10 protein-coding genes are annotated in these 13237 nt (G+C 68.4%); 7 read left to right on the forward strand and 3 right to left on the reverse strand.

The genetic code is table 11. From position 1 onward, the window contains the following. Positions 1-3: 3 nt before the first annotated feature. Positions 4-2283: an FdhF/YdeP family oxidoreductase gene (locus tag NP825_RS17330; protein WP_257545850.1), complete on the reverse strand. Its 2280-nt coding sequence runs from the start codon at positions 2281-2283 to the stop codon at positions 4-6. Positions 2284-2589: 306 nt separating this feature from the next. Between NP825_RS17330 and NP825_RS17335 the strand changes: the two genes are divergently transcribed. Genes NP825_RS17335 through NP825_RS17365 form a run of 7 tightly spaced genes read left to right on the forward strand, consistent with a single transcriptional unit; the run spans position 2590 to position 9588 of the window. After that, positions 2590-3330, forward strand: coding sequence for a virulence factor (locus NP825_RS17335; protein ID WP_257545852.1), 741 nt, complete (start codon positions 2590-2592; stop codon positions 3328-3330). Positions 3331-3343: 13 nt separating this feature from the next. Beyond that, positions 3344-3742 (forward strand): DUF2147 domain-containing protein, encoded by a 399-nt coding sequence (locus NP825_RS17340; protein ID WP_257545854.1) that lies wholly within the window; start codon positions 3344-3346, stop codon positions 3740-3742. Then, entirely contained in the window at positions 3739-6357 is a 2619-nt protein-coding gene (gene mprF / locus NP825_RS17345) for a bifunctional lysylphosphatidylglycerol flippase/synthetase MprF (protein WP_257545856.1), read from the forward strand. The genes NP825_RS17340 and mprF overlap by 4 nt, the downstream gene beginning before the upstream one ends. A 42-nt stretch (positions 6358-6399) precedes the next feature. Beyond that, entirely contained in the window at positions 6400-6810 is a 411-nt protein-coding gene (locus NP825_RS17350; RefSeq protein WP_257545858.1) for a PDZ domain-containing protein, read from the forward strand. Next, positions 6779-7465 (forward strand): response regulator transcription factor, encoded by a 687-nt coding sequence (locus NP825_RS17355; protein WP_257545860.1) that lies wholly within the window; start codon positions 6779-6781, stop codon positions 7463-7465. Before NP825_RS17350 ends, NP825_RS17355 begins: the two co-directional genes overlap by 32 nt. Positions 7466-7469: 4 nt before the next feature. Next, positions 7470-8843 carry a HAMP domain-containing sensor histidine kinase gene (locus NP825_RS17360; RefSeq protein ID WP_257545862.1) on the forward strand — a complete coding sequence of 458 codons (1374 nt, stop codon included), beginning with the start codon at positions 7470-7472 and terminating at the stop codon, positions 8841-8843. Between the two features lie 58 nt (positions 8844-8901). Further along, the gene (locus tag NP825_RS17365; RefSeq protein ID WP_257545864.1) at positions 8902-9588 is read left to right on the forward strand and encodes a response regulator transcription factor; all 687 of its coding nucleotides are present in this window, start codon (positions 8902-8904) and stop codon (positions 9586-9588) included. 149 nt (positions 9589-9737) lie between these two features. On the opposite strand, the gene NP825_RS17370 is transcribed toward NP825_RS17365, so the two are convergent. Together NP825_RS17370 and NP825_RS17375 are read right to left on the reverse strand one after the other, a co-directional pair. Then, entirely contained in the window at positions 9738-10784 is a 1047-nt protein-coding gene (locus NP825_RS17370; RefSeq protein WP_257545866.1) for an ACP S-malonyltransferase, read from the reverse strand. Positions 10785-10926: 142 nt separating this feature from the next. Next, a complete protein-coding gene (locus NP825_RS17375) occupies positions 10927-13137 on the reverse strand; it encodes an alpha-ketoacid dehydrogenase subunit alpha/beta (RefSeq protein ID WP_257545868.1) in 2211 nt (736 codons plus the stop codon). Between the last annotated feature and the right edge of the window lie 100 nt (positions 13138-13237).

The raw sequence follows: 13237 nt of genomic DNA on the forward strand, positions 1-13237 counted from the left end.
ATATCAGACGGCCGGCGGCACGGCGACGATCCGCACCGGGATCGACTTGGCGGCGGGGCAGCCGCTGACCCGGTCGAACAGTTCGAGCGGCAGCAACGGGTTGAGTTCGGGATAATAGCCCGCGACCGCGCCGCGCGGCATCGGATAGTCGATCAGCGTCAAATCCTCGACGCGCCGCGCGAACCCGTCGGCGGCGATCGTTTCGAGCGCGATCTTCGCGCCCGGATCGAGCCCGCGCGCCGCGCGGTCCTCGGCATTGACGAACAGGATCATCCGGTCGTTGTAGACGCCGCGATAGCGGTCGTTGTAGCTGTAGATGGTGGTGTTGAATTGATCGTGCGAGCGCACCGTCGCGAGCCGCAGCATGGCGGGGTCGTCGACCGGTGCATTGGCCGCGAGCCCCGGCAGGATCAGGAAATTCGCCTTGCCGTTCGGGGTCAGCCACACCCGCCGCCGCGGCGCGACATCGAGGTGGAACCCCATCGGCGCATTGATGCGCTCGGCAAAGCCCTCGTAGAGCGCGGGATAGACCTCGGCGATCTTGTCGCGGATCGCGCCATAATCGTCGATGTAGCGCACCCAGTCGACCTTGCTTTCGGGCAGCGCCGCCATCGCCATGCGGCAGACGATCTCGATCTCGGGCCTGCAGTCGGCGCTTGCGGGATCGAGGACTCCGCGCGAGGCGGTAACGTTCGACATCGAATCCTCGATCGTCACGAACTGTTCGCCCGCCGCGGTCTCGATCCGCTCCGAGCGCGCGATCACCGGCAGGATCAGCGCCTCACGCCCGTGCACCAGATGCCCGCGGTTGAGCTTGGTCGCGATGCCGACGGTCAGGTCGAGCTTTCGCATCGCATCATAAGACCGATCCGTATCGGGGATCGCGCGTACGAAATTGCCGCCCAGCCCGATGAAGACACGCGCCGTTCCCTGCTCCATCGCTTCGACCGATTCGACGGTGTGATGCCCGTGCTCGCGCGGCGGATCGAAGCCGAAAACGTCGCGGACGCGGTCGAGATAGGCCTGCGTCGGCTTTTCGTCGATGCCGACGGTGCGGTCGCCCTGCACGTTCGAATGGCCGCGGATCGGCGAGATTCCGGCGCCCGGCCGGCCGAAATTTCCCTTGAGCAGCAGGATGTTCGCGATCTGCTGGACGAGGCTCGACCCGAGCTGATGCTGGGTGATCCCCATGCCGTAGCAGATGATCGTCGCCTTCGAGCGGATATAAATGTCGGCGCAGCGACGGATCTGCTCCTTCGAAATACCCGACGCCTCGACCATCGCGGGCCAGTCCTGCGCCCATATATCCGCCCCGAGCGCCGCGAACCCCTCGGTATGCTCGGCGATGAAGCCGCGATCGAAGATCGTCTCGCCCGCCGCCTCGCGTTCGAACATCGCGCGCATCATGCCTTTGAGGAAAGCGAGGTCGCCGCCGATGCGGATATGCACGAACTCGCTGGCGATCGGGGTCGAACCGAAGGTCGCCATCTGCACGACGTCCTGCGGCTCGGTGAAGCGGATCAGCGCGCGTTCGGGCATCGGGTTGACCGCGACGATCGGCACACCGCGCTTTCGCGCCTCGACGAGGCTGGTCATCATCCGCGGCGCGTTGGTGCCCGGGTTCTGGCCGATGACGAAGATGGCCTCGGCATGGTCGAAATCGTCCAGCACCACCGTGCCTTTGCCCACCCCGATCGCAGGCGGCAGGCCGCGGCTCGTCGGTTCGTGGCACATGTTCGAGCAGTCGGGGAAATTGTTGGTCCCATACTCGCGCACGAAGATCGAATAGAGGAAGGCGGCCTCATTCGGCGTGCGGCCCGAGGTGTAGAATTCGGCGTGGTGCGGGCTATCGAGGCCGCGAAGATGGCGGCCGATCGTCGCGAACGCCTCATCCCAGCTCACCGGCACATAATGGTCGCTCGCTGTGTCGTAGCGCATCGGTTCGGTGAGCCGCCCCTGCATTTCGAGCCAGTAGTCCGACTGCTCCATCAGCTCGGACACGCTGTGCGCCGCGAAGAAATCGCGCGTGACGCGGAATTTCGTTGCCTCGTGCGCGAGCGCCTTCGCGCCATTCTCGCAAAATTCGAGCTTCTTGGTGCAGACCGCGTCGGGAAAGGCGCAGCTCGGACATTTGAAGCCGCCGGGCTGGTTCATCGACAGCAGCGCGCGCGACCCCTTGGTGACGACGCTCTGTTCGAGCAGCACCTTCGCCGTCGCCGCCGCCGCGCCCCAGCCGCCAGCGGGGCTGTTATAGGTCTTGTAGCGGGGTCTATCCTCGGCCATCGCGCATTCCGGCAATCGTTTCGACGTGCAAGTAAAGCATAGCCACGCCGATTTATCCATCGGCCATCGGCCGACGAAAAGCGGCCAGCCCCCAGGGGCGAGGGCTGGCCGGATGCAGGCGGGCGCGGGCTAGCGGGTGCCGGGTGAAACCCGCGCCCTCCTGCGGTCAGGGTCGTCCGGGAACGCAATCAAACCCGGACACCCCCTTGCTAGACGCCGCCGCCCGTCCGCGGCATGACCGCCAGATGACAATATCGTAATCCACGGGTCAGCTTGCGGAGCGGGCCGGGCGCTTAAAAGCGACGCATGGCGAACGACACGACCAACGCGCAGCGACCGCGGATCAGGGCATGGGCGGCCGCCCTCGCGCTGCTGCTCGTCCTGCTCGGCGCGGGCGCCTATTATGCCCACGCCGGCTGGTATCGACGCGGCGTCTTCCACGACCTGCCGTCCGCCGCGGCCGATGCCGGTCGCCCCGCGATCGTCATGCTGTCGGGCGACATGGGCGACCGCGTCGGCATGACGCCGAAGGTCGCGGCGCGGCTGCACGCGCGCGGCTATGCGGTCGTCACCGTCAACAGCCTTGCCTATTTCTCGCCGCGCCGCACCGCGGCCGAAGCGGCGGCGCTGATCGCAGAAGCGATGCGCCGCGCGATGGCGCTCGGCAAGACCGACCGGGTCGTGCTGATCAGCCAGTCGTTCGGTGCCGACATGCTCCACGCCGGGCTCGCCGAATTTTCGCCCGCCGCGCGGCGCCCGATCCGCGCGGCCATCCTCGTCGTCCCCGGTCACGACATCGTCTTCCGCGCCTCGCCGGTCGAGCTGGCGGGATGGGAAATCCCCGACGCACTCGCCTGGCCCACGGCATCGCGGCTGACCTGGGCGCCGGTTACCTGCATCCGCGGCGCCGAGGAGCGCGGCAGCCTGTGTCCCGAACTGGCGATGCCGAATGTCCACCGGGTCGTACTGCCCGGCGGCCATCGGCTTCACGGCGACGATGCCGCGCTCGCCGGAGCGATCCTGCGCGCGATCGGAGACGCCCGATGATGAGGAGTTCGCGATGAAGACGATGGCAATGGCGCTGCTGATGGCGGTATCGGCCGGGCTGGCGCAACCGCAGCCGGTCCTTTCGCCGATCGGCGTCTGGCAGAATCCGAAGGGTACGGTCCGCGTCCGCACCCGGCCGTGCGGCGAACTGCTCTGCGGCAATATCGTCTGGGCGAGCCCGCAGGCAATGGCCGACGCGCGCGATGCCGGAGTGAATTCGCTGATCGGCACCGAATTGCTCGTCGGCTATCGCCGCACCGGCAGCGCGCGCTGGACCGGGCAGGTCTATGTTCCCGACCAGGGGCGTCGCTTCTATTCGACGATCGAGCAGAAGGGGCCGAACGGCCTCCGCATCTCGGGCTGCATCCTCGGCGGGCTGCTCTGCAAGCGGCAGGACTGGACCCGGCAATGACGCCGAAGGAGGATTGGGCGCGAATCGGCGCGCGCGCCATGGCATGGAGCCGCGCGAACAAGCGGCTGCTGTCGATCCTCGCCGCGCTCGCCATCGCGATGCTCGGCCTTTCGGCACTGTTCGGCCTGCTCCATTCGGTGCGCCCGCGCGCGATCCGTCACGCCTTCGACGCACTGTCGGCGGCGCAGATATTCGGCGCGCTGGCGCTCACCGCCACCAGCTATCTGCTCCTCACTCTCTACGACTGTTTCGCCCTCAGCGTGCTCGGCAAGCGGCTGCCGTGGCGCACCGCCGCGCTCGCTTCCTTCACCAGCTATGCGCTCAGCCACAATCTGGGGCTCGCGCTGCTCACCGGCGGCTCGGCGCGCTACCGCGTCTATCGCGCCGCAGGACTCGGCGGCGGCGAGATCGGCAGCGTCATCGCGCTCGCAAGCCTCGCCTTCTGGAGCGGGGTAATCCTGCTCGCAGGGCTTGCCGCCGCGGCGAGCACGCACATATCGCCGATCCTGCATTGGGGCCTGTCACTGTCTTCGCTTCACGTCGCGGGGATGGTCATTGTCGCGCTCTGCTGCATCCCGCCGCTGCTGCGCGCGTTCGGCGTCGAAGCGATCGAGGTCGGCGGCTGGCGCACGCCGATTCCCGGCCCGGCGATGAGCGCGGCGATGACGCTCGTCGCCGCGCTCGATCTCGCCGCGGCGAGCGCCGCGCTCTACATCCTCCTCCCCGCCCCCGATCCCTCGGCGTGGCCGCTCTTCTTCCTCGGCTATGCGCTCGCGATCGTCGCGGCGCTCGTCAGCCACGTCCCCGGCGGGCTCGGGGTGTTCGAGGCGGTGGTGATCGCCACCGTCCCCGGCGACAAGGCTGAATTGCTCGCGGCGCTGCTCGCCTATCGCGTTCTCTATTATCTTCTCCCGCTGCTGCTCGCCGCGCTGCTCCTCGCGTGGCACGAAAGCCGCGCGTGGCACGCGCCGGCAAGGGAACTCGCCGCCGCCGGTCAGTCGCTGCTGCGCGAACTGGCGCCGCCGCTGCTCGCCGCGCTCGTCTTCGCCGGCGGGCTGATCCTGCTCCTGTCGGGGTCGACCCCCGGCGATGCGGCGCGGATGCACGCCCTCAAGCATCTCGTGCCCCTGCCCTTCGTCGAGGCTTCGCATTTCGCCGCCAGCCTGTCGGGCACCCTGCTCCTCTTTCTCGCGCCGGGGCTGCTCCGCCGGCTCGACGGCGCTTTTGTGGCGACACGCGTGCTGCTGGTCGCAGCGATTCTTTTTTCGCTCGCCAAAGGGTTCGATTACGAGGAGGCGCTGATCCTCTCCGGCATCGCGACGGCGCTGCAATGGAGCCGTCCGGCCTTCTATCGCCAGACGTCGCTGATCGACGCGCCGCTCTCTACCGGCTGGATCGCGGCAGCACTGACCGCGATCCTCGCATCGGTCTTCGCGGGCTTTTTCGCCTATAAGCATGTCGCCTACGACAGCAGCCTGTGGTGGCAGTTCAGCCTGCGGGGCGACGCGCCGCGCTTCCTGCGCGCGCTGTTCGGCATCGCGGTGCTGCTGGCGGGGCTGGCGCTCTGGCGGCTGTTCGCGCCGTCGCCGCGCGCGGCGCGAACAGCCGCGGTCGGCTTCGACCAGCTTGCGCCCGCGCTCGCGCTCGCCGACCACACCGACGCCTTCCTTGCCTTCACCGGCGACAAGCGCTTCCTGCTCGCCGACGAAAGCGACGCCTTCCTGATGTACCGGGTGGAAGGCGCGAACTGGATCGTGATGGGCGATCCGGTCGGCAACGAGGCGCGCTGGTCCGACCTGCTGTGGAAATTGCGCGAACGCGCCGACGCCGCGCAGGGGCGTCTGCTTCTCTACCAGATCGGCGCGCGCACGCTGCCACACGCGATCGACCTTGGCCTCGCTATCGTCAAATATGGCGAGGAAGCGCGCGTCGAACTCGCCGATTTCACCCTCGCCGGCCCGCACGCCAAGACGCTGCGCCACGCCGAGCGCCGCGCGGTCCAGGACGGCGCCAGCTTCGCAGTCCTTTCCCCTGCCGAGGTGCCGGATCATGTCGCCGAACTCAAAGCCGTGTCCGACGACTGGCTGCGTGCGAAAGGACAGCGCGAAAAGGCGTTCAGCCTTGGCAGCTTCGACCCCGCCTATATGGCGCATTTCCCCTGCGCGGTGGTGCGGATCGGGGGGCGGGTTGTCGCCTTTGCCAACATTCTCGCCACAGCCAATCGCGAGGAGATGTCGGTCGACCTGATGCGCCACGTCGCGAACCTGCCTTATGGCGTGATGGATTATCTGTTCATCCGGCTGATGGAATATGCGCGCGCAGAGGGCTATCGCCGCTTCACGCTCGGCATCGCGCCGCTCGCGGGGATCGATGGACGCAAACTCGCCCCGGCGTGGGCGCGCGGCGCGGCCTTTCTGTTCCGGCACGGCGAGATGCTCTACGGCTTCGGGGGCCTCAGAAGCTACAAGGCGAAATTCGCGACCCGCTGGGAACCGCGCTATGTAGCCGGCCCGCGCGGCATGGCCTTCGCGCGGAGCATGGCAGCGGTCCACCGCATCGTCAGCCGCCCGCCAGCGGGAAAGAAAGCCGCCCCGTCGTCGCTGGTGCTGGCCTAGGCGGTGCAGGCTGTGTCCCCGCACCCCCCGACGCCACGACCGATGCCGCCCGCCGGCGCCCTGCTGCTGACGCTCGCGGCGGTGATCGCCCTCGCCATTCATCTGGTCGCCCCGCCGCACCGGCAGCGAAGCGACCAGCTTCCCGGCCTGACTTATGAGGCCAAGCGCAGGGCCCCGCGCGCGCCGCTCGCGCTGGTCGTCACCAGCGTCCAGGACAATGGTCCGGCGGCGAAAGCCGATATCGCGGCGGGCGATGTGATCGACGGCATCGACGGCCGGCCGATCGCCTCGCTTTCGTCGGTCGGACGCGCCGTACGAAGCGATGCGCGCAACGGCCCGTTGCTTCATATTCGCCATAAGGGCGAGAGCCGCTATAAGCATCTGCCCGGCCGCGCCCCATCCGTTCGCCCCAAGGAACCGCATGTCGCAAAAGATTCTCGTCGTCGAAGATGACCCGACCACCGCGGATTTCATCGTCAAGAGCCTGACCGGCGAAGGCTTTGTCGTCGATCACGCCGCCGACGGGCGCGACGGACTGTTCCACGCAACCGATGGCAGTTACGACGCGATCGTTCTCGACCGGATGCTGCCGGGAATGGACGGGATGGCGGTGCTTGCGGCCTTGCGCGCGGCGAAGGTCGCGACCCCGGTGCTCATCCTTTCCAACCTCGGCGCGGTCGACGCGCGGGTCGAGGGGCTGACCTCGGGCGCCAACGATTATCTGGTCAAGCCCTTCGCTTTCTCCGAACTGCTCGCGCGGCTGAAGCTGCTGATCGCGCGGCCCTCGGGCGGCACGCAGGTCGAGACGATCCTGTCCTGCGAGGATCTGGAGATGAACTTGCTGAGCCGCCGCGTCACGCGCGCGGGGCGCCGCATCGAGCTGCAACCGCGCGAGTTTCGGCTGCTGGAATATCTGCTGCGCCACAAGGAACAGGTCGTCACGCGCACGATGATGCTGGAGGGGGTGTGGGAATATCATTTCGACCCCGGCACCAATGTCGTCGACGTCCATGTCAGCCGCCTGCGCCGCAAGGTCGACGACGGCTTCGCGCGGCCGCTCGTTCACACGATCCGCGGCGCGGGCTATATGCTCGGCGCCGCGGACTGAGTCCGTGAGGCGCGGCTTCCTGCAATCGACGACGGTCCGGCTGGCGCTGGCGCTGTTGCTCGTCCAGGTCGCGGCGCTCGCGCTGGGACTGACGATCATCCACCGCTTCACCGAAGCGACGATCCTCGCCGACGCGCGCACCGCCGCCGAGGTCGCGCGCGACGACTTCGCCGAGGAATATCGGCGCGAGGGCGAGGCCGGGCTCGTCCGCACGATCCGCGATCGGCTCGCAGCACGCGACGACCAGAATTTCGTCGTGCTGCTGAAGGGTCCCGGTGGCGCGCCGGTCGCCGGCAACCTCACGCAATGGCCCGCGACCGTCGGCCCGGCCGAGCCTTGGCGGCGAATCAGCCTGTTCCGCGCGGGCGGGCTCGCCGCCGAGGAGATGGGGATCGTCACGACCCGCCTCCCCGACGGCCGCGTGCTGCTGACCGGCGAAGTGCTCGAAGCGCAGGCGCAGCTCGCGCGGGCGAGCCAGGCGGCGTTCCTTTACGCACTCGCGGCGGGAATCCTGCTCGCAGCGATCGTCGCGGCGCTGGCCGCCTGGATATTGGCGCGCCGCGTCGACGCATTCGCCCGCGCCGCCGCGGCGATCGCGGGCGGGAAGCTCGACGCGCGCGTGGAGCGCGATGAGACCGGCGACGCCTTCGACCGGCTCGGCGTGTCGATCAACGCGATGCTCGACCGGATCGAAACGCTGGTCGGCGAACTGCGCATGGTCACCGATTCGATGGCGCACGATCTGCGTTCGCCGGTGTCGCGATTGAAGGCCGTGCTCGAACAGGCGCTCGGCCGCACGCGGGACGAAACCGCCGCCACCGCGCTCGCGGGCGCGATCGACGAGGCCGACAGCCTGCACCGCCTGCTCGATACCGCGCTCGAGATCAGCCGCGCCGAGGCGGGGATCGGCCGCGACCAGTTCGCACGCTTCGCGCTCACGCCGCTGCTCGAAGACCTCGCCGAAGTCTATGGACCGCTCGCCGAAGACGAAGGCTTCGCGATCCATGTCGATTCCCCCGGCGAACTCGATGTCATCGCGCACCGCGAAATGCTGCTCCGCGCGCTGTCGAACCTGATCGACAATGCGCTCAAATATGGCGGCGGCGGCTCGGTCATCCGGCTCGCGGCAGCCCGCGGGGAAGGGAGCGAGATCGCGCTGTCGGTCGCCGACGACGGTCCCGGCATTCCCGAAGACCGCATCGGCGAGGCGGCGAAACGCTTCGTCCGGCTCGACCCCGCACGCGGCGGTTCGGGCGCGGGACTCGGCCTGTCGCTCGTCGAGACGATCGCGCACATGCACGACGGGCGCATGACGATCGCACGCGCCGCTCCGCGCGGCACGATCGTCACGCTCTGCCTGCCGATCGCTTCGGATTGACGCCGAAGCCGACCGGACCGCGCTAGGCGGGGCGCGCGGCCGCAGCCAATCTAAGGGCGTGAGCGAACAGGGCGCCCATATCCATCTGATCCTTCCCGACGCCGTCGAGCGCGCGGCCTGTTTCCGCACCCTCGCCGACCGGCCCGGACGGATCGTCCGCAGCTTCGCGAGCGGCGACGCCTGGATCGAGGCGGGCGCCGACGCCGACTGCGCGATCCTGCTTTTCCACTGGCGCCAGCCCGGCGGCGTCGGCGGCGAAGCGCTGCTCGGCCGGATCGGCTGGCGAAGCGACATCACCGCCTTCGTTGCCGCGAGCCGGCTGACGATCGCCGAAAGCCGCGCGATCCTGCGCGGCGGCGCGCATGACCTGCTCGCCGCGCCGCTCGACCCGCGCATCGTCCGCCGCACGATCGACGGCGCGGTCGCCGATTGGGCAGCGCGAGGCGCGGCGCTCGCGCGGCGGCGCGAGGCCGAAACCCGGCTCGCCGCGCTGACCCCGCGCGAGCGCGACATATTGGACGCGATCGCCGCCGGGCTCGGCAACAAGGCGATCGCGCGGCGGCTCGACCTCAGCCCGCGCACGGTCGAGGTCCACCGCGCGAACATCATGCGGCGCACCGATGCGGGCAGCGTCGCCGAACTGCTCCGACTCGCCTTCATCGCCGAGCTGGCGACGAACAATCATCTCCATAACGGAGCGGCTAGCCATTTTGGCGCGGCCATCAAGGCGGCGCGGCGCCTATAAGGAAAAGCGAACGGACGGTTGCCTTTGAGTTGGTCCCCATCGGCATCGCCGTTCGTGCCCGCGATCAACCCCACCTGATCGCGGGATCCCAGGCGGGACCGGCGGAGGATGTTCCACCTCCGCCGGTTCCAAACCGGCCGGGGTTGATCCTATCGGGAAACCAGCGCGCGCTGCTCGGCGCGGCCCATCGACAGCAGGATCGGATCGGCCGCCTGCCGCGCCATGAAATCACTCTTGCTTGCGATTCCCTGCCACGCGATGCCGATCAGCGCCTGCGCGATCGCGCCGCCCAGCGTGTCGCCGGGGCCGGGCAGGATGACGACGTCGGGCGCGAACTCCCTGACCGCGACCTCGACCGACAGCGCGAAATCATAGGGCGCGAGAATCTGGTGGCCGAAGGTGTAATCCCATATCTCCGCCGGATCGGACGCAAAGCGCCGCCAGATATGGCCGCGCCCGTCGACCAGCGGAATCGCCGGCGCGCCGAACAGCGACGCGGGCAATTCGGCCTTCGCCTTCTCCGAACTGCCGATCATCAACGGCGTGTGGAACGGCCCATGCCCCGCAAGCCGCAGCGGATCGCGCCCCGGCACCGGCGGCGCTTCGGCGAGCAGCGCGGCAAGGCCCGCCTCATCGCCCGCGAGCACGAGCATCCCCGCGAGGTCGATCGACAGTGCCAATGCATGGCCCGGCCGCGCCCCGATGTCGGCGACGAGCGCGAGCAATGTCTCGCGCAGGCCCGGCACCGGCCGCCAATCCTCGTCGACGATCTGCAGCAATATCTGCCCGCCGGGCCCGTGCGTCTGGCTGTTGAGCCCCATCGCATTGCTGATCCGGAAGCCGTCTTCGATCGCCACCGCGCCGCCGATCGCGAGGGCACTGTACCAACCCATCGAATTGCCGAGCGCCGCGACGACGTCGTATTTTTCCCGGTCGATACTCAGCCAGTCGAGCGCGGTCGCGGCATAGATCAGCGGCGCCGCGACATCGCCGCGCATATGCGCCGCGACGCTGAAACGCTCGGCCCCGTCGAGTTCGCTGACGGTCGGCTGGCCGCGTGTCCGGCGCTGCGCGTCGAAATTCGCGATCAGATCGGGAAAGCGCGTGCCGTGGAACCGCGCGATGCTACCAAGCTCGCCCTTGCCATAGGTGCCGCGCCCCGGCGCGACGACGATCGCGGTCTTCTGTTCGCCCATCACCAGCCCCTCTTCCCGGCCCCGTGCCCCTGCGAAAGCAGGGGCCCATCATCGAGCCTGACGGCATCGAGCGACCGGCTCCGTAAAACGAAAGCATCGGAGATGGGCCCCTGCTTTCGCAGGGGCACGGGCCGGGATATGATCATCGCGCCAGCAACTCCCTCGCTGCCGCCACGATCGAATCGCGGCTCGGCAGCGTCAGCGTCGCCGCCTTGCCCAGCGGGATGAAGCTGTCGTCGGCGGCGAGGCGCGCGAGCGTCTTCTCCGGCGTCTGTTCGACGAACAGCGCCATCAGCGCTTCGCTCTGCGACCCGGTGATGCGGCATTCGTCGACGATCAGGATGCGCTTCGCATCGCCGACCGCGGCAACCAGCGCCTCCTCGTTCACCGGATTCAGCCAGCGGAGGTCGATCACGCGCGCTTTCACACCATCGGCGGCGAGCAGTTTCTCGGCCTGACGCGACAAATAATATCCATTGCCATAGGTAACGATCGCAAGGTCGGTGCCGTCGCCATGCACCCCGACCTCGCCGAGCCGGATCGGCGCGCCTTCGCCCGGCGCCTCATAGACGCTGGTCCAGAGGCCATCGCCATCTGCGTGCAGGTCGCGGGTCATGTAGAGCGCGATCGGCTCGACGAAGACGACGACGCGCTGCTCCTCGCGCGCCAGCCGCACGCATTCACGAAGCATGTGGACGGCATCGCGGCCGTTCGACGGCACCGCTAGGATCACCCCCGGAATGTCGCGGAATACCGCAAGGCTGTTGTCGTTGTGGAAATGGCCGCCGAAGCCCTTCTGATAGCCGAGCCCCGCAATGCGGATCACCATCGGGTTTGTATATTGCCCGTTCGAGAAGAAGCTGAGGGTCGCCGCCTCGCCGCGAATCTGGTCCTCGGCATTGTGGACATAAGCGAGGAACTGGATCTCGGGCATCGGCACGAAGCCGTTGTGCGCCATGCCGATCGCGAGCCCCAGGATCGCCTGTTCGTCGAGCAAAGTGTTGACGACGCGCGCCGAGCCGAAACGCTGGTGGAGCTTGGCGGTGACGTTGTAGACGCCGCCCTTCGGCCCGACATCCTCGCCCGCGACGACGATTTCCTTGTGCGCGAGCATCAGGTCGGCGAGTGCCCACGACAACAGCCGCGCCATGTGCATCGGCTTGTCCATCTGCGCGGCATCGCTGCCGAACAGCGCCTTGCGGTCCTCGGCCGACGGCGTGTTCGCGCGGACCAGGTCGCGCTTGGGCGGGACGAGGCTTTCCATCACGCCCGCGGGGGTGGTAATCTTCGGCCGCTTTATCGCCGCCTCGGCCTGCCGCGCGAGCGTCGCGCCGATCTCTTCATAGGCGCCGGCAACTTCGGCGGGGGTCATCCAGCCCTGCTCGGCCATCAGCGCCGCGCCCGCGAGCAGCGGGTCGCGTGCCTCGTCGGCCTCGATCAGCGCCTTGGGCAGATAGACCGCCTGCACGTCGGATCCGGCATGGCCATAAAGGCGCACCGTGCCCATGTGGAGGAACACCGGCTTGCGGGTGCGGCGGGCGTAGTCGGCGGCTTCCTTCGCCCCGGCATAGGCGGACACGAGATCGGAGCCGTCGCACTGGATATAGTGCAGCCCGGCGCGATGGCGGAACTGCGCTTCGATCCACCCCGTCGGCGTCCGCGTCGAAATGCCGATGCCATTATCCTCGCAGAGGAAGATCAGCGGCATCGGCGAGCCCTGATAGGCCGACCAGCCCGCGGTGTTGAACGCGCCCTGCGCGGTCGAATGGTTCGCCGACGCATCGCCGAAGCTCGCCAGCACCACCGCGTCATCGGGCAGCGGACAGCCCTCCATCCCCAGCCTTCGCGCGATACCGATCGAGAAGGCGGCGCCGACCGCCTTGGGCAGGTGCGAGGCGATCGTCGAGGTTTGCGGCGGGATCGCCAGCGGTTTCGACCCGATCACCTTGTGCCGCCCGCCCGAAATCGGGTCCTCGCTCGACGCCGCAAAGCTCAGCAGCATGTCCCACGTCGGCGTCCCGCCCGGAAGCTGACGCGAGCGGTGGAGCTGAAAGGCGTTCGAGCGGTAATGGAGAAACGCCATGTCGGTGACGCGCAGCGCCGCGGCGACCGCGGCATTGCCCTCGTGTCCCGACGATCCGATCGTGTAAAAGCCTTCGCCGCGCGCCTGTAACGCACGCGACAGCCGGTCCATCTGGCGGCTGGTCAACTGCGACAGGAAAATATCGGTCGCCTCGGTGCGCGACAGGCCGACCCCCGCGGGATCGGGCGCATCGGCGCTCCGGGCCAGCGAACCGCTCGCCAGCGCGGCGAGGAATTTTTCATGTACTGCCTCAGCCGCGTCCACCGACATCCTCCGTCCGCTTTGCCGATCCGGTTGCGAATGAAACCATCGGCTCTGGTCTAGCGCGCGCTAGAACCAGGGCGGTCGGCGCGCAAGCATCTCTTGCCTT

Source organism: Sphingopyxis sp. DBS4 (genome assembly GCF_024628865.1).
GTDB lineage: Bacteria > Pseudomonadota > Alphaproteobacteria > Sphingomonadales > Sphingomonadaceae > Sphingopyxis.